Source organism: Blastocatellia bacterium (assembly GCA_025055075.1).
Lineage (GTDB): Bacteria > Acidobacteriota > Blastocatellia > HR10 > HR10 > HR10.
This window is the reverse complement of record JANWYV010000054.1, coordinates 38415-64333: the sequence shown is the minus strand read 5'-3', so window position 1 is coordinate 64333 and position 25919 is coordinate 38415. Positions and strand designations below refer to the sequence as shown.

General features: G+C 60.0%; 24 protein-coding genes and 2 tRNA genes. 14 read left to right on the top strand and 12 right to left on the bottom strand.

The window, feature by feature from the left end:
- Positions 1-158 precede the first annotated feature (158 nt).
- The gene (locus tag NZ746_12715) at positions 159-287 is read left to right on the top strand and encodes a hypothetical protein (GenBank protein ID MCS6818217.1); all 129 of its coding nucleotides are present in this window, start codon (positions 159-161) and stop codon (positions 285-287) included.
- A 213-nt stretch (positions 288-500) separates the two neighbouring features.
- On the opposite strand, the gene NZ746_12710 is transcribed toward NZ746_12715, so the two are convergent.
- Positions 501-575, bottom strand: a tRNA-Cys gene (locus NZ746_12710).
- A gap of 117 nt (positions 576-692) precedes the next feature.
- A tRNA-Gly gene (locus NZ746_12705) sits at positions 693-767 on the bottom strand.
- A gap of 377 nt (positions 768-1144) precedes the next feature.
- On the opposite strand from NZ746_12705, the gene NZ746_12700 reads away from it, so the two are divergent.
- Positions 1145-2395 (top strand): amidohydrolase, encoded by a 1251-nt coding sequence (locus NZ746_12700; GenBank protein ID MCS6818216.1) that lies wholly within the window; start codon positions 1145-1147, stop codon positions 2393-2395.
- A 51-nt stretch (positions 2396-2446) separates the two neighbouring features.
- Complete coding sequence (locus NZ746_12695) at positions 2447-2929, top strand: hypothetical protein (protein ID MCS6818215.1); 483 nt, start codon at positions 2447-2449, stop codon at positions 2927-2929.
- A gap of 7 nt (positions 2930-2936) precedes the next feature.
- Here NZ746_12695 and NZ746_12690 read toward each other — a convergent pair whose 3' ends face one another.
- Positions 2937-3512, bottom strand: a complete 576-nt coding sequence (locus NZ746_12690; protein MCS6818214.1) for a VTT domain-containing protein — start codon at positions 3510-3512, stop codon at positions 2937-2939.
- Between the two features lie 5 nt (positions 3513-3517).
- Complete coding sequence (locus NZ746_12685; GenBank protein MCS6818213.1) at positions 3518-4180, bottom strand: VTT domain-containing protein; 663 nt, start codon at positions 4178-4180, stop codon at positions 3518-3520.
- Positions 4181-4297: 117 nt separating this feature from the next.
- On the opposite strand from NZ746_12685, the gene NZ746_12680 reads away from it, so the two are divergent.
- Positions 4298-5092, top strand: a complete 795-nt coding sequence (locus tag NZ746_12680; GenBank protein MCS6818212.1) for an enoyl-ACP reductase — start codon at positions 4298-4300, stop codon at positions 5090-5092.
- A gap of 128 nt (positions 5093-5220) precedes the next feature.
- Here the strand turns inward: NZ746_12680 and NZ746_12675 are convergent, their stop codons facing one another.
- The gene (locus NZ746_12675; protein MCS6818211.1) at positions 5221-5898 is read right to left on the bottom strand and encodes a dienelactone hydrolase family protein; all 678 of its coding nucleotides are present in this window, start codon (positions 5896-5898) and stop codon (positions 5221-5223) included.
- A gap of 180 nt (positions 5899-6078) precedes the next feature.
- Between NZ746_12675 and NZ746_12670 the strand changes: the two genes are divergently transcribed.
- The 3 genes from NZ746_12670 (at position 6079) to mgtE (ending at position 8446) form a co-directional block, all read left to right on the top strand.
- Positions 6079-6564, top strand: a complete 486-nt coding sequence (locus NZ746_12670; protein MCS6818210.1) for a hypothetical protein — start codon at positions 6079-6081, stop codon at positions 6562-6564.
- Positions 6565-6628: 64 nt separating this feature from the next.
- The gene (locus NZ746_12665; protein ID MCS6818209.1) at positions 6629-6976 is read left to right on the top strand and encodes an MGMT family protein; all 348 of its coding nucleotides are present in this window, start codon (positions 6629-6631) and stop codon (positions 6974-6976) included.
- A gap of 69 nt (positions 6977-7045) precedes the next feature.
- Positions 7046-8446 carry a magnesium transporter gene (gene mgtE / locus NZ746_12660; GenBank protein MCS6818208.1) on the top strand — a complete coding sequence of 467 codons (1401 nt, stop codon included), beginning with the start codon at positions 7046-7048 and terminating at the stop codon, positions 8444-8446.
- Positions 8447-8474: 28 nt separating this feature from the next.
- Here the strand turns inward: mgtE and NZ746_12655 are convergent, their stop codons facing one another.
- Complete coding sequence (locus tag NZ746_12655) at positions 8475-8972, bottom strand: AAA family ATPase (GenBank protein ID MCS6818207.1); 498 nt, start codon at positions 8970-8972, stop codon at positions 8475-8477.
- A gap of 72 nt (positions 8973-9044) precedes the next feature.
- Between NZ746_12655 and glgB the strand changes: the two genes are divergently transcribed.
- The 5 genes from glgB to NZ746_12630 all read left to right on the top strand — a co-directional run bounded on the left by glgB (position 9045) and on the right by NZ746_12630 (position 15867).
- Entirely contained in the window at positions 9045-11246 is a 2202-nt protein-coding gene (glgB, locus tag NZ746_12650; protein ID MCS6818206.1) for a 1,4-alpha-glucan branching protein GlgB, read from the top strand.
- 29 nt (positions 11247-11275) lie between these two features.
- Entirely contained in the window at positions 11276-11689 is a 414-nt protein-coding gene (locus tag NZ746_12645) for a secondary thiamine-phosphate synthase enzyme YjbQ (protein MCS6818205.1), read from the top strand.
- A 260-nt stretch (positions 11690-11949) separates the two neighbouring features.
- Positions 11950-13320: a protein phosphatase 2C domain-containing protein gene (locus tag NZ746_12640; GenBank protein MCS6818204.1), complete on the top strand. Its 1371-nt coding sequence runs from the start codon at positions 11950-11952 to the stop codon at positions 13318-13320.
- Between the two features lie 70 nt (positions 13321-13390).
- Entirely contained in the window at positions 13391-14716 is a 1326-nt protein-coding gene (locus NZ746_12635) for a response regulator (protein ID MCS6818203.1), read from the top strand.
- A 17-nt stretch (positions 14717-14733) separates the two neighbouring features.
- Positions 14734-15867 carry a tetratricopeptide repeat protein gene (locus tag NZ746_12630; GenBank protein MCS6818202.1) on the top strand — a complete coding sequence of 378 codons (1134 nt, stop codon included), beginning with the start codon at positions 14734-14736 and terminating at the stop codon, positions 15865-15867.
- An 18-nt stretch (positions 15868-15885) separates the two neighbouring features.
- Here NZ746_12630 and NZ746_12625 read toward each other — a convergent pair whose 3' ends face one another.
- Positions 15886-18288 carry a GAF domain-containing protein gene (locus tag NZ746_12625; GenBank protein MCS6818201.1) on the bottom strand — a complete coding sequence of 801 codons (2403 nt, stop codon included), beginning with the start codon at positions 18286-18288 and terminating at the stop codon, positions 15886-15888.
- A gap of 438 nt (positions 18289-18726) precedes the next feature.
- On the opposite strand from NZ746_12625, the gene NZ746_12620 reads away from it, so the two are divergent.
- The gene (locus NZ746_12620; protein ID MCS6818200.1) at positions 18727-18963 is read left to right on the top strand and encodes a CDGSH iron-sulfur domain-containing protein; all 237 of its coding nucleotides are present in this window, start codon (positions 18727-18729) and stop codon (positions 18961-18963) included.
- A gap of 12 nt (positions 18964-18975) precedes the next feature.
- Entirely contained in the window at positions 18976-19584 is a 609-nt protein-coding gene (locus NZ746_12615; protein ID MCS6818199.1) for a YceI family protein, read from the top strand.
- A 161-nt stretch (positions 19585-19745) separates the two neighbouring features.
- Here NZ746_12615 and NZ746_12610 read toward each other — a convergent pair whose 3' ends face one another.
- From NZ746_12610 to NZ746_12590, 5 genes are all read right to left on the bottom strand, one after another.
- The gene (locus NZ746_12610; GenBank protein ID MCS6818198.1) at positions 19746-21404 is read right to left on the bottom strand and encodes a lysophospholipase; all 1659 of its coding nucleotides are present in this window, start codon (positions 21402-21404) and stop codon (positions 19746-19748) included.
- A 28-nt stretch (positions 21405-21432) separates the two neighbouring features.
- On the bottom strand, positions 21433-22431 hold the full coding sequence (locus NZ746_12605; GenBank protein ID MCS6818197.1) for a TIGR00269 family protein: 999 nt from the start codon (positions 22429-22431) through the stop codon (positions 21433-21435).
- Positions 22428-22625, bottom strand: a complete 198-nt coding sequence (gene thiS / locus NZ746_12600; protein MCS6818196.1) for a sulfur carrier protein ThiS — start codon at positions 22623-22625, stop codon at positions 22428-22430. The genes NZ746_12605 and thiS overlap by 4 nt, the downstream gene beginning before the upstream one ends.
- A 21-nt stretch (positions 22626-22646) precedes the next feature.
- On the bottom strand, positions 22647-23354 hold the full coding sequence (locus NZ746_12595) for an HD domain-containing protein (protein ID MCS6818195.1): 708 nt from the start codon (positions 23352-23354) through the stop codon (positions 22647-22649).
- A 74-nt stretch (positions 23355-23428) separates the two neighbouring features.
- Positions 23429-25912, bottom strand: coding sequence for a M1 family aminopeptidase (locus tag NZ746_12590; protein ID MCS6818194.1), 2484 nt, complete (start codon positions 25910-25912; stop codon positions 23429-23431).
- Between the last annotated feature and the right edge of the window lie 7 nt (positions 25913-25919).

Genomic DNA, 25919 nt, shown 5'->3' with positions numbered 1-25919 from the left:
GGCGTTCGCGTGGAAGGACTCGAACGGCGGTTCTTCACGATTGGAGGGGGCAGGAGATTGAGATCAACCTCTATGGCAAAGGGTGGCGGGACGGGGAACGGGTCGTTGTGCTCGGAAAGGTGCGAAGTCGAATTTATGGGCGAGGGGTGGAGGTCGTCGTGCGTCGAGCACATGAGCTGCGATCCCCAGTCGTTGGGACGCCCATCGTCGCCCCGTTTGGGTTTGTGATTCATCCTTCCGATGACTTCAAGGGCGTGAACCTGCGGCAAAAACTGCTTTGGGGATAATTCCATGATCCGCGGTGCTCATTCGTGGGCGTTCAGCCCGGGTAGCGGCGTTGCTTTTCATGAGTCAAAGGCTCCGATGATTGCGGCGACCGAACGATATGCGCATGGTATGGCGGGAGCGGGAAGCGGCGAGTCTCCTGGACGGGAAAGGCGCTCGAAGCCCTACAGTTTTTCCTTGGGCGGGGCGATCTCAAGGGAGGCATGAAATTTCGCTGGAGGCGGCGCTGGGATTCGAACCCAGGTATCGAGGTTTTGCAGACCTCCGCCTTACCACTTGGCTACGCCGCCTTCTTCTTCCGGCCAAAATTATAATCGGCGAAGGCTCAAATTTTCAACCACCCCATTTGGGCGGTTCGTCAGGACCCGAGTTCTGACAGTCAGCCTTCGCCGATCTCGATAAGTCCCTGGAGCGGGAGACGGGATTCGAACCCGCGACTTCAACCTTGGCAAGGTTGCACTCTACCGCTGAGTTACTCCCGCTTCAGAAGCTTAATTTTACTCCCTTCCCGGTCTGTGTCAAGAGGGCGGCGAAGCAGGACGAAGGATCGCTGCTCAACGAGGGAGCGGCCGAGAAGCTTGCTCCCCATCGCCCTTGGTCGAGGGGAGTCGCTGGTATGCGCGTGATGAATTGGTAAGGGAATCTCGCTCATGGAGGCATTGGCCTCAAGTGGGGCTCGAGCGAAGAGGTGGCTTGATTCTCTCTCGCTTCTCTGCGTAGAATACGCCACCTGAAAAGCTGAAAGAGGCGGAGGACGGCGGTGACGTCGTCATGGGGTGCACGGAACATGCGCGTTGGGCATGTACATCGCACAGCGAGATGGGGATGGACTTTTATCCTTTTGCTCATGGTGAGGGGTATGAATCCGACTATTTTGGACGCTCAAGAGGTCTCTCGGGAAGCTCGCCTCGCGCAGGCCGTTGAGCAATTGCGCGAGCGACTCGTCGCATGGCGGCGGGATTTTCACATGTATCCGGAGCTTTCGAATCGCGAGGAACGGACCTCACGGGTTGTGGCTGAATATCTTCGTCAGCTCGGCCTTGAGGTGCAAACTGGGATCGCCCGACACGGGGTCGTGGCTCTCCTAAGGGGAGCTTTGCCTGGTCCGGTCGTCGCCTATCGCGCGGACATGGATGCTTTGCCAATCGAGGAGACCATAGAAGTCCCCTATAAATCTCGGAATCCGGGAGTGAAGCATGCGTGCGGGCACGACGCGCACACTGCGATCGGGCTGGGCGTGGCGACTGTCCTCAGTCAGATGCGCGATCGTCTGCGGGGAACGGTGAAGTTCATCTTCCAGCCGGCGGAAGAAGGGCCTCCTCCAGGCGAGGAAGGGGGCGCGCGATTGATGATCAAGGAGGGAGTCCTGGAGAATCCGCGCCCGCAGGCGATCTTCGGTCTGCATGTTGATCCACGCGTGGACGTGGGGAAGATCGCCTATCACATCGGACCGGCCATGGCGTCAGCCGACCTCATCGAGATCACGATTCGAGGGAAGAAGGTGCATGGGGCGTATCCCCATGAGGGCGTGGATGCGATAGTCATCGCCGCTCATGCCATCACGGCGCTTCAAGTAATTCGCAGCCGGCGCGTGGATACGTTTCAGCCCTTTGTCCTCACGCTTGGAAGCATTCACGGAGGAAATCGGCACAACATCATCACGGACGAGGTGAAGCTGCAGGGGACGCTGCGCACGCTCGATGAGAAGGTCCGCGCCCAAGTGATTCAGATGATGCATCAAACCCTGAAGGGGGTGACCGAAGCACTGGGCGGATCATACGAACTGAAGATCGAAGAAGGCGCGATCGTGACCTACAATGATCCTCGTTTGGTCGAGGAGACGCTTCCAACGCTTCGACGGGTGCTCGGCGGGGAGAATCTCGTCACGACGCGTCCTCACATGGGGGCCGAGGATTTCAGCTACTACGCCCGTGTGATCCCTGGGTTCTTCTTCTTCCTCGGCGTGCGGAACGAGGCCAAGGGGATCACCGCGATGATTCATACGCCGGAATTCGATCTTGATGAGGATGCGCTCCCACTGGGCGTGAAGGTGGCGGCGAGCATCCTGCTCGATTATCTGGAGCGGCAGGCCGCCTCTTCTGCGCAATGAGAGAGCGCGCGACCGGCGAAGGCTTCTCAGACGAATCGCGAGGGAGGGGAGATGGCAGCGTCGTCGCTGGTGGAATTAGCTCAAGCGTATATCGAACAGGAGCAGCCGCGAAGAAGGGAACAGGCTGAAGTGCGGGTCCTTCCCGTCCGCAAGCGGCTCACGGCTGAGGGAGAATTTCGCCTCGTACATCCTGGAGTGATTTGGGAAGCGTGCCAGACGTGGCTCGAGGAGACGCGACGCTTCGGCTGCGATATCGTGGACCATGTCGTGCGGCATCCGCAGGCGTCATCGCTCCTACGACAACCGGATGAGGTGGAACGCTTCCGCCGATTCATCGCCGGATGGCTCGCCCGCGAGTTGGAAGAGTACATCATTCCCAGTTGCTTGGCGTTCATGAAGGAACGAGGCATCCAAGTGGAACAAGAGGAGCGTATCGTCCGACATCGTGCCGAGACGATCATCGCTCAGATGACCAAGGAACTGCTCACGCAGATTCATCTGGCGACTAGGCGTATGGCCTCCACGTCGTCCTGATGGAGACCTACGCTTCATTTTGATTGGCGGATGGGGAACGTCGTTTCTTCAGGAGGATTAAGAACACCACGAGAACGGCCGCGCCCAGAAGAAACCACGGCGAAGCACGTTTGATAAGGGACATCGCTGCCGACCCGAACCGCGCCGCCAGATAACCCTCTAGTCCATAACGCGTCAGGCGTCCCAGTAGGACCCCCATGAGAAATCGTTCGCGCGGTATCCCCAAGATCCCAGCCATAACGAGCGTCGGTTTTGCCGGAAATGGAGGAGGAAGGAAGACAGCGAGGGCAATGGCCAGAAGACCGTATTGATTGAGGAATTGGCGGAGCTGCTCTTGACGGGATGGAGAGAGGCGCGAGAGCATGCGTTCGCCCACTCGCCGCGTGAGCGTGTAGAGGACAAGACACCCGAGCGCGGACCCGATCGTCGCGGCTCCGGTATACAACCAGACCCGTGTGGGATTCCACATGGAGAGAAGCACCAAGACGCCGTCTGGACCTCCGGCCAGCGGGAGCATCGCCGAATCGAGGAGCGCGATCACAAAAAGGCCCACCAAGCCGAGGTCGAGCAGGATTTCTTCCATGGCCTTCATGCGCGCCGATGCTCGGGATCCAGCGAAGAGGGATTCGCCGCCGAGGAGGGGGGCAAGTCATCAACGAACAGCGGCGCGCGCCGCCGAAGCACGCGCACGATCCCATAGCCGATCACCGTGATCGCTCCGATTCCGAGTGCGATCGTGACCCCATGTTCGCGCATGTATCGCAAGATGGCGTGACCGTAGATCAAGGCGAGAGCCCCCTCGATGTAATATCGCGCGGATCGCGCCAGCAAGATCGTCAGTATGAACTTCATGCGCGGATATCGGAGCGCCCCAGCCGTCGCGACGAAGATCTTAAAGGGCGCTGGTGGAGGACACAACGCTGGGATGAGCAATACGAACGCTCCATATTGCGCGTAAAGCCGCTCCACGCGACGCACCTTCTCGGGCGAGAATCGCTGGCGCAGAAACGCCTCGCCGCCCACGCGAGCGAGCGTGTAGAGGAGGAGACACCCGAGGACAGATCCCGTGGCGGCGAGCAGCGGCCAATAAAGCGCTTCCGCCGGATGGTGGAGGACGCGCGTGACGACAATCACGTCGTTGATCTCTGGGATTGAGAGGAGTGAGGAGTCGAGCGTGGCAATGAGGATCATCCCCGCCGGACCCAGTCCAAGGAGGAGATCCTTGAGAACATCCCAAAAGGTGTCCAGCACGGCATCCCCTCCGTATCATTCGATCGCGAAAGCGGAGAGTTTAGCTGCTTGCGCCGAGGCTGTCAAAAATCGGTGGGGAGTTGACGCCTCCGGCGTCGTCGGGTATCGTTTGGGCCTATGCTCGAAGGGAAGACGGGGATCATCTTCGGTGTCGCGAATAAGCGGAGCATCGCGTGGGCGATCGCCCAGCGCTTCGACGAAGCGGGCGCTCGGCTCGCGCTGACGTATCAAAATGAGCGGCTCGGAGAGAACGTGCGCGAACTGGCAGCAACCTTGCGGCATCCTCCGCTCATTCTCCCGTGCGATGTGACCGAGGAGGAGCAGATCGAGGCGGTCTTCCAAACACTCGCGCGTGAGTTTCAGCATCTCGATTTCCTCATTCACTCGGTCGCGTTCGCTCCGCGCGAGGATTTGGAAGGGGCATTCCTTCACACGTCGCGAGAGGGATATCGCATCGCCCATGAGGTCAGCGTCTATTCGCTCATCGCCGTGGCGCGTCGTGCGGCCTCGCTTATGGCGGAGCACGGGGGGAGCATCGTGACGCTCACCTATCTGGGGAGCGAGCGCGTGATGCCAGGCTACAACATCATGGGCGTGGCCAAGGCCGCGCTTGAGTCCACGGTAAAATATCTCGCTGCCGAACTTGGGCCGCGGGGGATTCGCGTCAACGCACTCTCGCCCGGTCCAATCAAGACGCTCGCTGCCAGCGGCGTTCCCGGTTTCTCCCGCATGCTGAAACACGTGGCGCAGACCGCCCCACTTCGGCGCAACACCGATCCAGCCGAAGTGGCTGATGCCGCCCTCTTCTTCGTGAGCTCGCTCTCACGCGGCATCACCGGCGAGATCCTCTTCGTTGATGGCGGCTATCACATCATGGGAATGGCTGTCGCCGATTCTGCGAGCGAGGCGTGAGGACGTTGTCTCTCTCGCGCGCATCTCGCCGGAATTGATCAAGGACGCCACGCGATGAGCCGCTTCCGTGCGCCCGAGCGCTTCGGCGTCTCGAAACGCTCGAGCCAAGATCCGCATCGCGGAGTGCCTCAGCGCAAGTATTTGCCGAAGAATTCCAAAGTTCGCCGCCAGGCGTCTTCCGCAGCCTCTCGGTTGTACACTTCCGGTCGCGTGTCATTGAAAAACGCGTGGTCCACTCCCGGATAAATGTGGAATTCGACCGTCTTCCCGAGCTGCTTCAACTGCGCTTCCAATTGACGCACCGATTCCGGCGTCACGAATTGATCCCGCTCCGCATAGATGCCGAGCACGGGCGCGTGCAGTTTCTCCAACTTCGGTTTCACATTCGGATGCCCGCCGTAGAAGACAACACATGCGCTCACCTGAGGGTTCTCGCACGCGGCGTAGAGCGAGAGCGCTCCCCCCATGCAGAATCCGATCGTGCCGACCTTCTTCGGTTCGACCGACGGATGAGCAAGCAGGTATTGGATCGCTCCCCGCAGCTCTTTCTCGGCTTCATCAATTCGAAGCGCCATCATGAGCTTTCCCGCTTCATCGGGGGATTTCGTCGTCTGCCCATGATACAGATCGGGAGCCAGAGCGACGTATCCGGCCGCCGCAAAGCGGTCGCAGACATCTTTGATGTGATCCACCAACCCCCACCACTCTTGAATGACAACGACGCCGGGACCCTTCTCGGCAGGGAGCGAAAGATACCCCGACGCCGTCTTCCCGTTCGCCGTGAATTCAACCATTTGTCCGGCCATTGGTTTCCTCCTCGCCGTGTTCCGGAAATTCTCTTCGTCGAACGAAGGTGAAGTTATATCGGCCTGTGCTCACATACGTCAAGCTCATGCGTCCGATGGCCGTCCTTCATCATCGTTTTCATTTGGATCGCGAATTCTTCACTTGCTTCTGGGTTCCTCTTTGAACATGATACTTGCCCTATGGCGGGAAGGACGTTTCAGGTGGTGACCGCGGGGATGCTCGCGCTGACGCTGCTCTGTCTGGGGATAAACGTACTCGGATGGACTCGATTGCGGGCGCTGGCGCGAGTGACCTCGGATGTCCCAGCGACACTCACGCCGCGCGAGATCGAAGGACTCGGTCAATTGACCGGGTTGATTCGGTTGGAAGCCGTGTACTTCACGTTGCTTTTCCTTTATGCGCTCGCCTATCCGGGGGCGCTCGCATGGGGGCCTGTCCTCTTCGTCGTTCTCTATCACTGGTTTGGATGGGCGGCCAACGAGTGGACAGGGGCGACGTCGCAGGCCGTCGCTCACCTGCAACAGGATTCGAAGCCTGCTCCCTCCTTTCGCGCGCGAGCGCGCACGGCGCTCACCGTGATTGGTGTGTTGGATGCTCTTGAAGCGATCGTTCTGATTTACATCATGCTCGCGCTTGCTGGAGCATTACGTCATGCGGGAGCGTGAAGGAAGGACCGCCAGAGGGAACGAATCGGCCCATCAAAGGGTTCGAGGCCGATGCTTTGCTGAGATCTATCGTCTCGTGCGACGCATTCCGCGCGGGCGCGTGGCGTCTTACGGCGACATCGCGGCGCTCTGCCGGGCGAATGTCTCGGCGCGCGTGGTCGGATGGGCGCTCGCGGTTTGCCCTCCCGATGTTCCTTGGCATCGGGTGGTCAATCGCGATGGACGTTTGACTATTGGTCGGCGCGCGCTCTGGCTGCAGCAGCTTCAGCGCGATCTCCTGCGAGCTGAAGGTGTCGCGTTTCTCGCCGAGGATCAAGTGGCGATTGAGGCGTATCGGTGGCGACCGCGTCGTACGGTGCCCTCTCGTCGAAGCCGGGACAGAAAAATTTTCGCTTCCGGAGATTTCCGTTGAAAAGTGGCGCGAAATTTGTCATTCTTAGGTGTTTGGCGAAGATGACGGGACGAGGACGAAAAACTGAGGATGGCGTACCAGCGGAAACTCGACCTGGCCATCGAGTCGGCGCGCAAATTGGCGCGCATTGGGGCGAGTACTAACCTCGTGAATTTGCTCCGCAAGATGCGTCCAGCCGACGTCGCCGTCATCTTCGGGAACCTCACCGATGGGGAGCGACTCTTCGCCTTCCGCTCTCTGCTAAAGCAAGACGGGAATTTTGTAGCTTCGACCTTGAGCGAGATGCCGCCGGAGGAAGCGGCTTCGCTCCTCGCCCACTTGGAACCGGAGACGATCGCCGACCTCCTGCAGAAGATCCCCGTAGACGATGCGACGCAGATCACCTCCAAATTACCTCCGGGATTGGTCGAGCGCGTGCTCGAGCTGATGCATGTCGCCCGGTCGGTGGATGTCGTGGATCAGCTGCAGTTCGAGGAAAACACGGCCGGGCGCATCATGAATCCTCATGTCTTCGCGTTGCATGAGGACATGACCGTCGGCGAGGCCATCTCCACCTTGCAGCGCAAGAGCGACGAGCTGGAGATGGTCTTCTACCTCTACGTCGTGGACGATCGGCATCATCTCGTCGGAGTCGTGAGCCTGCGCCAACTGTTGCTCAATCCTCCGAGCACGCCTCTGCGCAAGATCATGTCCACGGACGTCATCAGTGTGCACACGAGCACGGATCAGGAGGAAGTCGCGCGCGTTGTCTCGAAGTACGATCTCATGGCTGTTCCCGTCGTGGATGACGAGAACCGGCTCGTGGGGATCGTAACTGTGGATGATGTGATTGATGTCCTTCAGGAGGAGCTGACCGAAGATTACTTCCGCATGGTCGGATCGGATGCCGCGGAGTTGGAGCGGCGGACGCCTGGGGAGATCGCCCGATTGCGCTTGCCATGGCTCCTCATGACGGTCCTCATTGAACTGATCGCTGGTGTCGTCATCCATCGGTTCGATGATACGCTGGGGACGGTCATTCTTCTGGCGTCGTTCATGCCGGTCATTCAAGCGATCTCGGGGAATACGGGACTGCAATCGGCGACGATCGTCGTGCGGGGATTGGCGACGGGACACATCAGCTTGAAAGATTGGTGGCGTCCGGTTTGGCGGCAGCTTCGGACGACGCTCATTTTAGGAGCGATCCTGGGTCCGCTCATCTTCCTCGTCGGTGGCTTCTGGCATGGGTGGCAACGCATGGCGGAGCGCGGCACATGGTTCGATCCCGTCTTTGGATTCGTCGTCGGCTTCTCGATGTTCGTCGCCATCAATCTCTCGGGAGTCGTGGGGACAGTGATCCCGATGCTCTCGAAACGTCTGGGCTTTGACCCCGCGTTGACGGCCGGTCCCTTCGAGACGGCGTTTCAGGACGTCGCGAGCGTGACCATCATGCTCGGGCTCGCGACGCTGCTCCTGCAGTGGATGGCATGACGGCCCGCATGGGGGCGACGCGGGCACGTCATTTCCCCACGAGGTCAGCGCAGATCTCGACGTCCGCTCCGGTGATTACCAACTCATCGAATCCTTCATGGAAGGTGGGAGGAGATCGACGCAATTCCTCCAGCATGCGGCGCAGGACGGCTTCGGGAACCACGCGATCGCGCTCGCGATTCCGCTCTTGACAGAGGGGAAGCGGCACATCGAGCCAGTAGCCGATGATCCATCGAACGCCGCTTTCGCGCAGCTCGCGGATCGTCAGGCGGCGGAATTTCGGGTTGACGTTCGTAGCGTCATAGATGACATTGCGTCCCGCGCGCACGGCGGCCAGCAAATTCGAGCGCGCGAGACGAAACACTCGCGCGGCTTCCCCCTGGATAGCTTCATCACCGTAAAGGTGCTTGCGGATCTCATCGGAACTGATGATCGAAGCTGGCGCATGCTGCTCGGCCAGGCGCCGCGCGAGCGTGCTCTTGCCAGAGCCGGGAAGCCCGATTAAAATGTGCGCGCTCGGTCGCATCCTCCCTCCCAACCATTGAGGCCGAGCCGACGAGATGGGCATTATATGCGGGCTTCGCGAGACCTTGCCAGTATGAGCACGGCATCGCCAGCAGAGATCGAATTGATCGTGCGGGCCGAACACGCCGATCCGTTTCACATCTTAGGCAGGCATCCAGTCGCGCGCGAAGGAGAATCAGGCTTCGCCATTCGCGCCTTCTTGCCAGAGGCCGACACAGCCTTCGTCATAGATGCTCGTTCGGGACAAGTGCATCCGATGGAACGTGTGCATCCGGATGGATTTTACGAAGCTGTCCTCTGGGGAGAGACGGAGCCTCTCCCGTATCGGCTTCGCACGGTGAGCGGAGGAGAAATCCGGGAATTCCTCGATCCATATAGCTTTCCTCCTGTGCTCACCGATTTCGATCTCTATCTCATCGGCGAGGGCACGCATCAACGCATTTATGAGAAACTCGGTGCGCACGTGCGCGAAATTGAGGGCGTGCGCGGCGTCCATTTCGCCGTTTGGGCACCGAACGCGCGACGTGTCAGTGTCGTCGGCGACTTCAATGCTTGGGATGGACGCCGGCATCCCATGCGGGTGCGAGGGACCAGTGGCGTGTGGGAACTCTTCATTCCCGACCTTCCGGAAGGCACGCTCTACAAGTTTGAGATCAAGTCGCAATATGGGGACGTGCTGCTTCTGAAAAGCGATCCCTACGGTTTCTTCTTCGAGCCTCCGCCCAAGACGGCGACGATCGTCTTCGATCTCTCGCGCTGTCGCTTCGCCGATGAAGCGTGGATGCAAGAGCGCGCGCGTCGGAATGCCCTGGATGCGCCGATGAACATCTATGAGGTGCATCTCGGTTCCTGGCGGCGTGTGCCCGAAGAGGGACATCGGCCGCTCACGTATCGAGAGGCCGCACATCAGTTGGCCGCGTATGTGAAGGAGATGGGGTACACGCACGTCGAGCTTTTGCCCATTTTGGAGCATCCGTTCGACGGATCATGGGGGTATCAGGCCGTCGGTTATTATGCGCCGACGAGTCGGTACGGGACGCCCGATGATTTCGCATATTTCGTGAACACGCTGCACGAGTGGGGAATCGGCGTGATCCTCGATTGGGTGCCCGCGCACTTTCCCAGGGATGCGCACGGGTTGGCTTTCTTCGATGGCACGCATTTGTACGAGCATGCCGATCCGCGTCGCGGGGAGCATCCGGATTGGGGGACGCTGATTTTCAACTATGGCCGGAACGAAGTGCGAAATTTCCTGCTCGGGAGCGCGCTCTTTTGGCTGGATCGCTATCATGCCGACGGGCTGCGCGTGGATGCCGTCGCTTCGATGCTGTATCTGGATTACTCGCGAAGACCGGGCGAATGGGTGCCCAATATCTATGGCGGGAACGAGGACCTGGAGGCAATCGCTTTTCTTCGACGATTCAACGAATGGGTGCACGCGCTGTATCCTGGCGCGGTGACGATCGCCGAAGAATCTACGGCCTGGCCCATGGTCTCGCGTCCGACGTATCTCGGCGGATTGGGCTTCACGTTCAAATGGAATATGGGGTGGATGAACGACACGCTGCGGTATATGGCCAAGGATCCGATCTATCGCAAGTATCACCACAACGATCTGACGTTCTCGCTCATGTATGCGTTCTCGGAGAACTATATCCTGCCGCTCTCGCACGATGAAGTGGTGCATGGGAAGCGCTCGCTCATAGAGAAGATGCCTGGCGATCGCTGGCAGAAGTTCGCGAATCTGCGGCTCCTCTACGGATACATGTTCGGTCATCCGGGCAAGAAGCTCCTCTTCATGGGGAGCGAGTTCGGACAGTGGCGCGAATGGGACGTCTCTTCGAGCCTCGATTGGCATTTGCTCGAAGAGGAGCCGCATCGCCAACTGCACCGGTACGTCCGCGACCTGAACCATTTTTATCTGGCCGAGCCAGCGCTCTACGAGCGCGATTTCGAGCCAGAGGGATTCGAGTGGATTGATTTTCGCGATTGGGAGTGTAGCATCATCGCCTTTTTGCGGCGCGCGCGTCGTGAGGCTCCGTTCCTCATCTTCATCTGCAATTTCACGCCGGTGCCGCGCCTGGGCTATCGCGTTGGCGTCCCGGAACCGGGCGAGTATCGGGAGGTCTTCAACAGCGATCGGCCAGAATATGGAGGGAGCGGCCATGGCAATCCCGAGCCGATTCGGGCCGAACCCATCGCCTGGTCCGATCGCCCGTACTCGGTTCGCGTAACGCTGCCTCCACTGGCGGTCATCGTCTTGAAGCGCGATTGATCGCGGACTCATCCACGAGGGAGGGGGAGATGAAGTCGCATACGGAGTATCTGGAGTTTCACACGAAGAAGCGGCGCGAGTACATCAACATCACGCGCGAGGTGGAGCGCGCGGTGCAAAAGAGTGGGATTCGAGAAGGCCTGGTCTTGGTCTCTGCCCTCCATACGACGGCGGGCGTTTATATCAACGACGACGAGGAGGGATTACTTCAGGACCTCGATGAGATGTTGGAGAAACTCGCTCCCTACGGTGCCCCGTATCGCCATCATGCCACGGGCGAAGACAACGGAGACGCGCACCTGAAGTGCTTGCTCCTCCATCATCAAGTCATCATACCGGTGACCAATGGGAAGCTGGATCTAGGGACATGGCAGCGGGTCTTCTATGCGGAGTTCGATGGACGTCGGCGCAAGCGCGTAGTGATCAAGGTCGTTGGGGAATGAGCGGCCTCCCTCGCGCTACCGCGTGGCTCACATCCCCCCTCGGTCCATCTCGCGTTGCCGCTGGGTCGGGCGAAGATTACAATTACACCGTCGGATATGCGAGCTCGGCTTTCGGGAACAATGGGGCGAGAGGCCATCACGCGGGCGATGGTGTGAAGGGATGTCGCTCGGCCGGAGTGGGTGAAGTGCAGTTCCCCTCGAAAGGGACTGAAGCGGATGGGCAAGGGCGGTTTGCCGAGCCACGCAGCGGGAGAGTTGTCATGAGCACGATGGCCAAACCGTTCAAGAGGGGGAGTTATGGTCTCGTCTCCGATCGCGGGTTGAATCCTCGCCGTCCGGTGAATGAGGATAGCTACGTGGTATTGGACGATGTGGGCTTGTTCGCCGTGGCCGATGGCGTGGGAGGACAGAATGCGGGGGAGATTGCCAGCCGGACGGCGATGGAGATCCTCCGTCATCATTTCTCCAGAAAAACGCGCGGCGACCGCATGCGATATTTGGAGCAAGTGATCGCATATCTGAACGGAGCGCTTCGCGAGATGGCGATGAGCGAGGAATCATTGAGCGGCATGGCCACGACGCTCGCCGTATTGCTTCTGGAGCCACGACACGCGGTGATCTGTCACATTGGCGATAGCCGCGTCTATCGCTTCGCCGCAGGGAAGCTCTATCGCGAAACGATTGACCATACGCTCGTCGAAGCCGAGCATTTGGGCGGATTCTCCATCTTGGAGTACACGAAGAAGTATGTCCTCACACGGGCCCTGGGCATTGGCGAAGAGGTCATCCCGGACATGAAGAAGATTGGGCTGGAGCCGAATACGGTCTTCTTGCTGTGCACCGATGGGATCACGCGCCACGTGACCGATGAGGAACTGCAGGACCTTTTGGCGCGGGAATCGGATCCACAGCGGGTATGCGATCGGCTCAAGGAACTGTGCTACGAGCGAGGCGCGCGCGATAATTTCACCGCTCTCGTCGTGCGCGTGGATTCGGTGTCCCCGCGTCCCAGTCGATCCGAGCGCGGAGTCGAATGGGAAGGCCGAGGGCTCCTCGAATCGACGGCGGAGGGACACCCATCGCTCTCGACCGCGTCGGATGCTTCCGAGGCATCAGCGGGGCGTCGTGTTCTTCCTTCGGAATCGGAGCGCTCGTTGACGATGGATCTGCGCCGTTTGGGTCGCGCGTATGGCGTGGTGTTGCTCGTAGCGCTGCTCAGCGCCATCGTGCTCTTCATCGCGGGAATGAATGTCGAACGATGGCGGGCTGAGAGAGGGGGTGTTTCGCTCTCGACGACCGAGCGCGCGCATGCGCATTTGGATCGCGCGATCGAGAGATTTCGCGCTGGTCAATATGCGGAAGCGGAACGCATCTTGGAAGAAGGGATACGGTGGGATTCCTCCAATGGCCTATACCATCACTGGTTGGGACAGACGCGTTTCGCCCTCGGCGAGTATCGCACCGCGGCCGAGAGTTTCGTGCGCGCGATGGAGCTGGGAGGATCGGAGGAGAACCTGCTCTTTGCCGCAGCCGCGTGGCAGGCAGCCGGCGAATCGGAGCGCGCTCGCGACTTCTTGCAGCGGTATGTCCAAACTGTGGTCGTCCGCCGGACATCGGAGGGAAAACCATGATGCGCCGTGAGCGCGCGCGGACCTGGAGGCTATCCGATGGATGGGGTCGCTGTCTGAGAAGGAGGGGGCGATGAAGCTCCAGAGCGGATGGATCTTCGACGTGCGGCGGTGCATGGACGCCGAGGGGAATCTCTTGCCTCCAGAGCGCGTCCCCTTGGAGGCATTGCTCGATCCGCAGAAACTCCTTCAAGCGCAAGTGCACTTGAGCGAGATCACGCGGATGGAGGCGTCCATCTATCTATACGATGAAGCGTCCCCGCGGCCGATTCATCCCGATGTCGCGCCGATGCGAGTGAGGTCGCCACTTTGTCATGAGCTGAATAGGCTGGAGATGGCGGGTTCCTCCCGATGCGTGCACGACACGTGGCGAGCATCGCTTCTGGCGATGCAGCGACGGGAGCCCGTCATCGCTGATTGCGTCGGCGGACGCTCCACCTTGTGGAGCTGCCCCATCCTCTTGACGTACCATGAGCAGACGTATCCGAAAGCGGCCATCACCGTGGCGGCTTTTCCCCTCGAGCATTTCTTCACGAACGAAGTCCTGGAGGCGCTCTTTCCGACGGGGAATCCCGCTCTCGGAGCAAGCCGTGAACAAGCGCGACGATGGGCCATTTCGGATGAACAGTTAAGCCACGTGCGCGAGTTGGTTCGCTTGATGGCCGAAGCCTTCTCAGCGGAGATCTCAGCGCGATATGAGTGGGCGCATTATTGCTCGATAGTCTCGCCTTCTTCGGCAGAACCTCTCTCGGCTTTGGTGGAGAGGCTCTCGCAGATGGCGCACGAGGTTAACAATCGGCTGACGAGCATTCATCTTCATGCCCATCTGGCGCGCCAAGTGGTCGAAGCGCCCGATGTCCAGGAGTCTCTCGAATTTGTCAAACGAGAGGCGCGCTCGGCCATTGAAGCCGTACGATCACTGACGCAGTACGTTCGTCAGGGATTCTCTTCTGCGAAGATGACCATGGGAAGTCGCGATCCCTCTGTCGAGAAGGCCGCCGAATCACCTATCGGATCGAGAAGCATCCTCGTCGTGGAAGACGAGAGGCCGATCGCTGAATTGATCGCGCGCGCGTTGCGAGCGGCTCATTACGATGTCGACATCTCGCTCGACGGAGAGACAGCGCTTTCCATGATCGAGCGGAAACAGTACGATCTGATCATCGCCGATCTGCGTATGCCGGGGATAGGAGGGAGGGAACTGTACGAGCGTGTCCGACAAGTGGCTCCTTCCCTGGTGCGTCGCATGGTCTTCCTGACGGGGGACATCTTAAGCGAAGAAGCGCTTGTCTTCCTCCGTGAGACGGGGAGCTTGCGCTTGTCAAAACCTTGTTCGTTGGAGGAACTGTTGGCGTTGGTGAAAGCCGGGTTGGAGCGAAGTGAGTCGCCAGCCTCCTAGGCGAGAAGGAGGCGCCCGTGCTGAGGACGTCGTGGGGGGAAGGAATGCGGCGAGGACGTCAGCTATTCGCCCTGGCGGAACGGCAACGGCAGCGGGGGGCGTTCGCCGAAGCGCTCGAGCACTATCGCGAAGCGCAGCGAGTTTTCGCGCGCGAGCGAGATGAGCGAGGGCTTATGGAGTGCGCGTTGGCCCAGGGCCATTGTCTGCGGCTGCTTGGGAGGTTTCGACAAGCGCGACGCGCTTATCAACGCGCGGCGCGCCTGGCGCAGGCATTGGGCGAAGACGTGAGCGCGGCCGATGCCCTTATGGGAGAGGGGATGGCCGTGCGAGCGGTGGGAGAGTTGACCGAAGCCTTGCGTCTCTTCCGCGAGGCCGAACGCGTGTATCGGATGATAGGGGATGATTTCGGGCGCGCCTATTTGCTCTGGGCGCGAGGTGGGACGTTTCGCCTGAGCGGTGACCTGCGCGCCGCCTATCAGAGCTTCCGCGACGCCTGGCGATGGTATGAGCGCGCCGGTGATCGGGTGGGGGCTGCTTACGCTCTCTGCGGCCTCGGTGGCGTCTCGCGCGTGATGGGGCGGTACGCCGCTTCGTTCGAATTCTATACGGAGGCGAACGATCGGTTCCGCCGTCTGCGCGACACGTTCGGTCGCGCGTATTCCTTCTGCGGCATCGCCAACGCGCATCGGATGCGAGGCGAATACGAACGCGCTTTGGAGTTCTTCGAGCGCGCTACGGCGCTTTATCGCACGATCGGCGATGAGGTGAGCTACGCCTACACGCTCTGGGGCGAAGCGACGGCCTACAAGATGCTCGGCCATTATGAGCGCGCGCGCGTGGATTTCCGCGAAGCGGATCGGCTCTTCCGAAAGACGCGCGATATGCGTGGAAGAATTTACGTATGGCTCGGAGAGGGCGAGCTTCATCTGCTTCATGGCGCGCCGGGGCGGGCAGAGCGCTATTTTCGAATGGCGCTGAAGACGGCGCGCCAATTCGGATTCCGCTTGGAAGAGCTTCACGCGCATCTCCTCCTTCGATTGCTCCGACGGGAGAACGGACAACGGGTTTCCTTCGATCCCCTCATCCGACGGTATCGCGCCTTGGGAACGACGTTTTTACGCGCTCCCTCGCTCCCCCTCAATCTGCCTTAGTGAAATCGCTTGCCCCATTCAACGAAGGTGAGGAGAGTGATTCGTGGGGATTGACTCTCTCGCTCTTCCGGCAGGGGAGACAGGGAGTTCGATGACGAACGTGGCCCCATGACCTTCTTCGCTGAGGGCATAGATCTCGCCTCCATGCTCCTTGATGATCCCATGGCAGATGGAGAGTCCCAGACCGGTCCCTACGCCCGGAGGTTTCGTCGTGAAGAACGGGTCGAAGATGCGGGAAAGATGAGAAGCCGGGATGCCGGGGCCGTCATCAGTGAAGCGAATTTCGAGCACTTCGTGAGGGGAACCTTCACCACCCGATCGCTTCATCCGCGTCTCGACCAGGAGCGTCCCGTGCCCGCGCGCTTGCTGAACGGCATGTTCGGCGTTGAGGATGATGTTGAAGAAAACCTGTTCGAGGAGGTTGCGGTCCGCCCAGATGCGAGGCAGATCCGGCGCAAGATTCAAGATCACGCGAAGTGGGCTCGATGGCGTGCGCGCGCGATAGGCGTCGAGCGCTGCGCGAAGAACGTCGTTGACATCTATGGTGATTTTCTCCGGGCGATAGAAACGAGCGAAAGCGAGCAAGTTTTGGATGACTTTCTTCGCACGCTGTGCTTGCTCGATGATCGTCTGTAGGTCGTGTCGCGCGCTCTCGCTCAAAGGCTCGTGGGCGAGCAGCAGCTCCGCATATCCGAGCACACTAGTGAGCGGATTGTTCAGCTCGTGGGCGATGCCCGAGACGAGCTGTTCGAGGGCCGCGAGCTTCTCAGCTTGAAGACGCCGTTCGAGGGACGATCGTTCGCGTCCTCTCTCGCTCAGGATCACACCTACGGCGGGCTTCCCCTCATATTCGACCGGTACGCTCTGGACCTGAAGGGCGATTTCGCCGCCATCCTTTCGTGTGAATCGAAGCTCAATTGGAGAAGCCATCTCCAATCGTGACTCCGTGTCCAGGAGCGCACGCAAGCGATCGCGATCCTCTTCCCGAACGAGAGCCAGAAAGTCTGAGAGGACAGACGATTCTCCAGCCGGAAGTCCCACGAGTTCCGTCCAGCGACGATTCGCATATCGAATGCGTCGGTCCTGGATGATCGCGATCCCATCGCCAAGGGCTTCGATCACCATTCGATGCAGACGCTCCGATTCGGTCGCGTGTTCGAGCTGTCGCCGGAGCATCTCCGCGAATCTCGTGTTCTCCACGTGCCAGGAGAGGTGGTCGGTGATCCACCGAAGGGCGATCACATCGTCTTCGGTGAACGCATGGGGGCGATCGCTCTCGATGCTCACGATCCCAATCAGACGACCATGGACTTTGATCGGGAGATCAAATTCCGCCCGCGTCTCCGCGTGGTAACGGACGAAGCGGGGCTCGATGGAAACATCGTTCGCCAAAAGGGCTTCCCCATGCCGCGCGACCCAGCCGAGCGTGCCCACATAGATACTCTGCCGATAGCCCAAGGGGGCGGGTCGGGCATATCGGCTCTGCGTCGCCACGAGGACGATCTCTTCGGCCGACTCGTCAAGCTTGAAGATCGAGACATTCGGCAAGCCGAACGCCTCTTGAATCAGGCGACAAGCTTCTGCCAGCAGTTCGTCTTCGCTCACCGGCGCGATCATTCCTCCCTCGCGCGGGATTCTCTGCAAAGAACGAGCTAGGAGCGTCGTCGCAAGGCGACCGACGCGCTGCCATAACTCAACCCGATGGCGCTCTCGCTGAACGTGCTTCACCATCTCCCGGTATCGGCGCGCGTTCTCGATCGCCGTCCCCAAAAGATTTCCGAGCGCCAGGGAGAATGCCGAGCGATACTCCGCTGGGAGATCACGGAGGATGTTCGCGCGAATACCGCTCGCGAGGGCATCTGTCGAGGAGAGCGCTCTCTCGCCAACACCAGGCATTGAAGAGGTTCGACTCGCGAGCAAGAGAACCCCGATCGTCTCATCCCCAGCGCGGAGGGGGATGAGCGCGAAGATATGAAAACCTGCGCGTCGGATCAGGTGCCGATAGGGCAGCGGTTCCACGGTTGAGACTTCGAGAAAAAGGGGCTCTCCTGCAGCGGCGACATCGGCGATGGGTCCCTCACCAACGGAAGCGCGCTCCAGCAGCTCGGCGAAGCTCGGAGGGATACCCCGTGAAAGCCGAAGGCGAAGAGCTCGGGAGGACTCCGCGCGATCCGCATCGCGCGAGGGCGCGCTCTCCCGCAGATAGATCGCTCCCGCCTCGAACGAGAGGAGTTCGAGAAGACGCTCGAGCGCGTTCTGGAGCAGAGCGTCGAGATCACAAATGTCGGAGGTGGCTGCGGCGGCGACGTTCAGGATCGCGAGCTGCCGGGTGCATTCCAGGACCTCGGTCATCCGTTGGAGGATCCGTTCGTGCGTCGCCAGGTGCATGAGCCGATCGCCGTGTGCCAATGAGCTCGTCATATCCCCTCCTCGCTACCACTCGAAGAGAAATCCCACGCGAAGCTCCATCCGCATGAAAGGGCCATCCGATCCGCATTCCCGCATTTCGCCACATCGCGAGCGTAGTATGATGGGAATTGGCCTCATTCGTCAAGAAGATTTTCGTGCGAGAGAGCGCCCACCTGCTTTCGCGGATCAACGTCGAAGGAGATCGGGAGGTGGATGAGGTTGACAATCTCCGAGCCATGTGATACATGTGATCCTCATTCGGGTTCAGGCGAGCGGGGTGAGGTTGGGTGAAAGCCGATTCCGCACGAACGACGGATCGAACGCGCACGGAAATTTGGTTACGGCACGCATCATTATTCATCGGCTCGAAACGGCATTTTGTGAACGTGGGATCTCGTGGGCATCTTCGCCTGGGAGCTCCCCACAGCTTTCATCTCTGGAGGTCACTGTATGAGTGAACCGATGATCGCGTTCAAGAAGCCCGCGGTTTTGATCCTGGAACCAGGGACCTACTATTGGTGTCGGTGTGGACGATCGCAAAATCAGCCGTTTTGCGATGGGTCCCATAAAGGGACGGAGTTCACCCCCCTTCGATTCGAGGTCACGGAATCGAGGAAGGTCTCCTTGTGTCAATGCAAGCACACGAAAAATGCTCCCTATTGCGATGGGACGCATAAGACCTTGTGAGAGGAGGGGAACATGAGAGGTTCTCGCGTCTTGTTGGTCATCGCGATCTTGGTGGGGGCGCTCGTCCCCGCTTGGGGCGCGGACGAGTTCGTCATTGATCCCGTGCACAGTTCGATCGAATTCTCCGTCCGTCACATGATGGTGACGAACGTGCGCGGACGATTTCGCGAGTTCTCCGGGACGATCGTCTACGATGAGAAGGACATCACGAAGTCCTCGGTGCGCGTCACGATCAAGACGGCGAGCATTGATACGGGAAACGCCGATCGCGATAACCATCTCCGGAGCCCCGATTTCTTCGACGCGGCGAAATACCCGGAGATCACCTTCGTGAGCACGCGGATCGAGAAGCGTGGGGACGACTACGTTTGCATCGGGACGCTGACGATGCGCGGCGTCTCTCGGGAAGTGGCGATCCCCTTCCGAATCCTCGGCGTCGTGAGGGATCCGCGGGGGAACACGCGGCTTGGGGTCGAAGCTGGCCTCACAATCAATCGGCTCGATTATGGCGTCTCCTGGAGCCGTGCGCTTGAAGGCGGGGGATTGGTCGTCGGGAACGATGTCAAGATCGAGTTGAATGTTCAAGCGATCAAGCGAGCTGCTCCTGCAGCCTCTCGTTGACCTTCGCGCGGCCCAAGCGATGGAGACTCGTTCCCTTTCGCACCCAATGTGTCCATTGGGACGGAGGGCGCGGCCGATCATCAGGTCCCACATTGAGGGCTGACGTCCTGCTGGGAGATTGGCGAGCGAGGCCTTGTTGGTTTCTCACGGCCCTCGCTCATTTATCTCCCCTTCAGGCGTTCTCGCAACCATTCGGTGAGGACAGTGAGGAATTCGGCATCGAGCTGCTTGGTGAGCTTCCCGTACTCTGAGATGTCTCCGGTTTCGGCCTTGTGAAAGAGGTGATTGAGCGTGGGGAAGACCTTCACCTCGTAGGGGACTCTACCAATCGCCTGAAGAGCACGGGAGAAGGCCTCGGCATGGTGAGGGAAGACTTGTGTATCCTTCCCTCCTTGGAGAATGAGGATCGGACACGCGAGGTGCTCCAGAAGGGCGAGCGGTCGAAGCCGCACGAATTCTCGAAACCACGGCGAACGTGCTGCCGCCAATTGCGCGCGCGCTTCGGGAGGAAGAGCGCGTTCGATCTCTTCCCATCCCCGATCGGTCTTAACCGCTTCGAGGATCTTCCTCTGCCAGGCGATGCGCTCCTGCCGATCCTTCTCCGGAAGGTTCCGGAGTAAATAAGCTTGCTGTTCCAGAATGACCTCTTCCCCGCTTGTGGCGGGACCAGCCATGAGGACGATGGCCGCGAGTTTTGGGTCTCGGGCAGCCACGAGCAAGGCGACGATGGCGCCTTCGCTGTGGCCAATAAGAGCGATCCGATCCGGCGCGATCTCCGGTCGCGTGCGGAGGAATCGCACAGCGGCGTGCGCGTCATCGGCGAAATCGTAGGTTGTCGCCGTAGGATAATCTCCCTGGGACTTCCCCACTCCACGCTTGTCGTACCGCAGGACGGCGAATCCGTGTCTCGTCAAATGATCGGCGATTTGTTCGAAGACCTTCACGCCCGCGACATTCTCGTCGCGTTCGTGGGGACCAGAGCCAGCAATCAGGACAAGAGCCGGTAATGGGTGAGAGCGCTGTTTCGGAAGCGTAAGCGTCCCAGCCAGCATGATCGCCTCGGAGGGGAAGGTCACCTCCAGGGCCTCGTAATCCTTCGGCGCGATGCTCGCGATCGCTTTCTCATATCCCTCGCGGTAGGCCTCGATGAAAAGTAAGCCGGGAAGGATGAGCTTGATCAAGCGGCGCGCATCGTCTACCCACATCTCCATCGAGACCATCTGGCCCGTCGGCTGGGTGAGCGCGAGTTCCAGATGGATCAGATCTTCCGCTCGGTTGGCGAACGGGACACGTTCGCGCCCTTTGACGCGCACCGTGAGCGGCAGCTCAATTTGGGGAAGGACGTAAGCGCGAAAATTCTGAGGCTCCGTTCGAGAGAGGTCCACGCGCTGTGCCAAGACTTCGTAGATGAAGAAGGGAACGTTCGAGAGCACGACGAGCGCATCCGGCGAGACGCTGTCTTCTTTTGTCGTCCTCATCCCCCCCACGGTGATCTCGCTCCGCGCCTTGCCGTCGGCGAACGTCGTGCGCACTTCCTGTTCCGAAGGGCCGATGGTCGCCCTCACGTGGGCTTCACGAGGACGATATTGAGCATCAGTGACGAGCGTGAAAGAGCCGATGGCGATCGAGAACGAACGGAGCTCGAGCGAAGCGCGACCCGTCCACGTGATGTGCGTCTCGGTCTTCGTGACAGAGAACGTCTCGTGCCCGGCCGGTTGCTCGTTCACGTAGATGCGGAGGGCATTGGCGGCTTGAGCCACCGAACCATCCTCTCCGTTCACCCCTACAGCAAGCAGCAGGAACAGTTCGAGGATGACCATCTCCCTTTCAAGCAGGAAAGGGAACCGCTCACGATCGCCGATCGAGAACCGGCGACTCCTCGTGCTCGATTCCACCCTCTGTTTCCGACACGGTCACTTGTGGCTCGACCATTGAAACAAGGCCACGCCGTCGCTGGACATGCTCGACCAATCGGCAATATGCGCAGACGTCGGCCGTCGTCGGCTGACCGCAGCGCGAGCAGGGGATGAGCGCCGTGGTCTCGGCTCCCGCGAAGAGCGCGCGAATTTGATAGAAGCCGTCGAGAAAACGCCGTTTCGTGCCCGGCGCTTGATGCTCCAGTTGCGCGAGGATGGCCTTGTACGACAGCGTCGTCGCGCCGAGCGCATACGGACATTCGTCGCGGATGTACGCGATCCGGTTCACCAACGCATAAACCGTCGTTTGCTTCTCGGTGAAATAGACGAAAGGCTTGACCTTCTTCTTCAACCCCTCCCGCTCATCCAAGACCGGATATTGGCGAGCGAGATACCCGCGATTCCAATTGAGGACGTTCGAGAAGAGGACGGCGACTTCGTCATCGAGATTATGTCCGGTGGCGATCACATCGTATTCGGCTTCCAAGGCGTAGCGATTCATGAAGTACCGTTTGATCAATCCGCAGGCGGAGCAGGCTTCGCGAGCCGTGAGGTCTTTGATCTCTGGGATTGGCGCGCCGACCTCTTCGGCGACGCTGATGATGTGCAGGCGCCGATCGAGCTTCTCAGCGAGTTCCATACAACGTTGCTTCGATTGCTCTGAATAGCGATCGTTGCCGGTGATTCCCAGATCGATGTAAAAGCCATCGGCCTCATATCCGAGCGCGCACAAGGCGTGCCAGAGCGAGAGGCTATCTTTTCCGCCAGAGACAGCGACCAGAACGCGGTCTCGGCGGGAGAACATCTTGAACTTGCGGATCGTTCGCTCCGTGTAATCGAGGAACCACGGCGAGTAGCACGCCGAGCAGAGCGCCAGTCGGTGCTCCGGCATGTAGATGATGGCTTTCTTCAAGCACTTCCGGCATTTCATGTCCCGACGCCTCCGGAGACGACGCGAATCAATTCGACGTCATCCTCCACATCGAGCCACTCATCTTCGGTCACGATCTCGTCGTTTCTCACGACGACGACTGTCTCGGGCAGAACCCCGAGCTTCTCGAGCAACACACGCACACTCATGCGCTCGGTGAATTCGTATTCCTGCTGGCCGTATCGGACCTTCATAGGGGCGAATCACGAATGCGCTCATCGGCGACTCGCGCCGTGGAGCTCGACGTTATTGGCGACGAGACGGAATTGGCAGCCGAGGAATTCGACGGCCTTTCGCGTCAGGATCATGCGCTCGGTGAAGATCTCGAAGAACTCCATGACGCTCCCAATAGACGTGTCCACCTCGAGCTCCAGCGTGATGACGCGCTGCTCGGGATCCACAGCGAGCGTGCTGCGGGTGACCGAGTAGTTGATGCGATCGTGGATGTCGAATTGTTTGGGATCGGTCAAGCGAACGCGGGAACGATGCACATCGGCCTTGTCGGCGATAATGACCGCAGCACTCACCGGGCTCACGGGCATGCCATCGGATTCGTCATGATGGCCGATGGCCGCCATCACGATGCCGATGTAGCGCGGTGGCATCTTCATCGCTGTGAGAATTTGCATGGCCATGAGCGCGCCCGATTGAGCGTGCACATTTCGATTGATGACGTTGCCCGCGTCGTGGAAGAAGCCGGCGATGGCCGCCAGCTCCGGCAGCGGTGGCTCATAGCCGAGTTTTTGCAGGATCTCGCGTGCCCATTTCCCCGTCTTCTTCGCATGTCGGATACCGTGCTCCGTATAGCCGATCGCTTCGAGCACGGCATCAGCCGCCTCGACATAGGCCAGGGCCGTCTCATCTTGCAGTAGGTCCTCCAACGTCACGATTCGCGCGATTGGCTCGATCACTTTCGTTGACATGATCACCCCTCGCTCTCTCGAATTCGACACGATGTAAATATACGCCGCTCGGCCAGGGAGGCGCAAATCGCGACTCACTTCGCGGCCTTTTCCTCCTTTGTGCACAGCACGTCTTCGAAGGCGTTCAAGAGGACGCGTCGGGGAGGGGTTGCCAGCGTCACTTCGGTCTCGACCGAACCATTCCCCTGTAAGGTCGCCGTACCCAGGCGCACGAGCTTCCCCTCGCCGTAATCGAGATAGACGGGGACGAGCATGCGGAAATCATCGGGCACGCGGCTTTGAGAGACTTTGAGCCAAAGCCGATGCTTGCCATCCGGGGTTGGGTGGATCCGATAGTGAAGCACGTAATGCGGGATGGCCGTCCCGTAGACCCATTGTCGGAAGAACCATTCCATGCGCCCGTTCCCCTCCAGGTCCATTTCCGGCGTCATATGTTTCTCGACGATCCGTTGAAAGTCCTGGGTCGAGGCCGCGCGATGCGCGTAGGTGCGGACGAACTCGCGCATCAGAGCGATGAATCGGTCATCGCCCTGTCCCAGGGGAGCGCGCGGATCGCGCAGCATCATGCGTAGCATATGTAGGACGAAGGCCCCCTTCGCATATGCGAGTCGCTCATAAGCCCCGCTTGTTCGTCCCGTGTTCAAGCGCACGCCCAGGATGAGCGGACCAACCCGATAAGGCTCCAGACTCGTGCGAGTGAGGCCGAGTAAAGCCTTTTGCGTGATCACCTCGCGTTGGCTTTTCCAGAAATCGAGGAATCGCTTCAAGCGTCGCTCCGGGTCCTGGTGAAAGGCGAACTGCAGATAAAGCGCGGCCGAGAAATCCGAGAAGCCTTCGGACATCCATTGATCGCGGTACGTCTTCCAGCTCACGATATGCCCCCACCATTGGTGGGCGACCTCGTGTGCGCCGACGACATCCGTGAATTCGGAGAAACGCACGGGCAAGCCGAGTGCGCGTCGCTGCGTGCCGTCCAGGAACGCCGTGTACGGCAGATAAATGAGCATCGGCCAGCTTTGTCCGAAGAACGCGGCCGGTTGCTGCGAGAGCGCGATGCGCCCGTAGGGATTCGGTCCGAAGTAGCGGGTGAAGATACGCATCGCGTTGAGCGCCTCGATGAGCATATTCTCCGCAAGGCCGCTTGTGGTCAGACTCCCCATCGGCAGATCCAGGCGAATGCCTCGTCGTTCCAACTGCTCCGCCAGCAATTGCACGCGGCGGATTTCATCCGGTTCAGTCGGATTCGTGTAGACTTCGAGAGCGATCCCCTCCTCGATCCGCTGTCGCGTCTGGAAGAGGCCGAAATTGAACCCCGCGACCGTGGTGGGCCACTCGCTCGTCCAGCGCGACCTCTCCGAATCCCGATCGCGAGGATGCCCCGTGGCGACGATCGTATGGTCGCGTGGAATCGTGAACGTGAGCTCGAACGTCGCGCGATCGCCGAAGGGCATTTGCCAGTTGTTCGGATACCAGGTGGACCGCGCTTCGGGGATGAGGATATAGTTGCCGGGACCGCTCGGACGCACGGCTCCGCTGCCGCCATAGCGAAGGGACACGGTGCGCGGCACGCCTACCGGAAGCGGTTCCGGAAAGATTATGGCCAGCGCCTCCCCCTCTTCTTCGTCCGCTTGAAGGAATGGGAGGGGATTTCCCGCCGCATCCCACGCGCGTTCGACGCGCAGTTTCGGGAAAAGGGAGAAGCGAATGACGCGCAGATGCGGTTGGAGAGGGACGAAGGTGACTTCCGCCGTGACGTCTAACCGTCCGCCGCGATCCAAGCTGACCTGGAGGCGATACTGCGTCAGATCGTACTCGCGATGATCTTTCTCTTCAACGTTGGCCGAGGCTCGCTCCGCGTTGCGGTGAAAGAGCGCCCAGATGCCCTGAGTCGTCTCCTCATAGCTCGCCAGACCTACTTCTTCAGGGCTTGGCAGCGAAGGGGCGAATCCAAGGGGATCTACGCCAAACACGAGCTTCGGGTGCTTCTTCCCCTTCAGGAAGCAGAGGAAGAAACCCTCACGCTGTGGCGCATAGAGATCGGCCAGCAGGCGCAATTCGAGCGCGGGCTTGAGCTGACGCCGCACCACCCGTTGATGCTCGCGGATTCGATCTGCGATCGGTTTCGACGGTGGGGCGCGAGTGATTGTGAGATGCCGGCGCAGCTCTTCTCCCGTCCTGTCGGTGAAGTAGAGGATCGCCTCCTCGAAGGGCTCGCGCAACTCGCTAGTGCCTGTCAGATGGGCGAGGAATTGTCGCTCGACCTCAAGTGAAGGGGAGAGCGTGAATGTCCCTTCGCCCACGAAGATAGCTCCGAGCGTGCGCCCCATCACTGGCGCGAAGAAATAGAACGTCCCGCGATGGAAGAAGAAGTGACCAGCATCGCGCCGCAGCTCCATTTCCTCGACGCTCGCACGCTCCTCGCCCGGTTGCATCTGGCGCAAGGCGAGATAGACGGGATCAGCGGCCGAAGTCTCCGCTTGCCGCTCATTTGTCGAGAAGGGAAGCGAGGGCATTGCGAGGAGGAGGAGCGTGAGAACGGACCCCACGGATCGAGGCATATGGCCC